The following is a 227-nucleotide window of genomic DNA, read 5'->3' on the forward strand; positions in this document are numbered from 1 at the left end:
TATCTGCAATTGGAGCAACGGTGACGGTCACCGTTTCAGTGTTGTTATCTTCATTAGTGTAAGTAAAGGTATCAGTGCCGTTGAAATCGGCGTTTGGTGTGTACGTCACCGTACCATCATCATTAATCGCAACGGTGCCGTTAGCGCCCTGCGTCACGGTATCAACAGGTGCAACTTCACCGTTATCGACATCCGTATCATTACCGACTACATCAATGGTGATTGGG

At 47.6% G+C, this 227-nt stretch carries 1 protein-coding gene; it reads right to left on the reverse strand.

Annotated elements, in window-relative coordinates; all coding sequences use genetic code 11:
- The coding region (locus tag V6255_RS18380; RefSeq protein ID WP_341629420.1) for an Ig-like domain-containing protein at window positions 1–227 on the reverse strand (227 nt) is incomplete at both ends.

The organism is Psychromonas arctica (assembly GCF_038155225.1).
GTDB lineage: Bacteria > Pseudomonadota > Gammaproteobacteria > Enterobacterales > Psychromonadaceae > Psychromonas > Psychromonas arctica_B.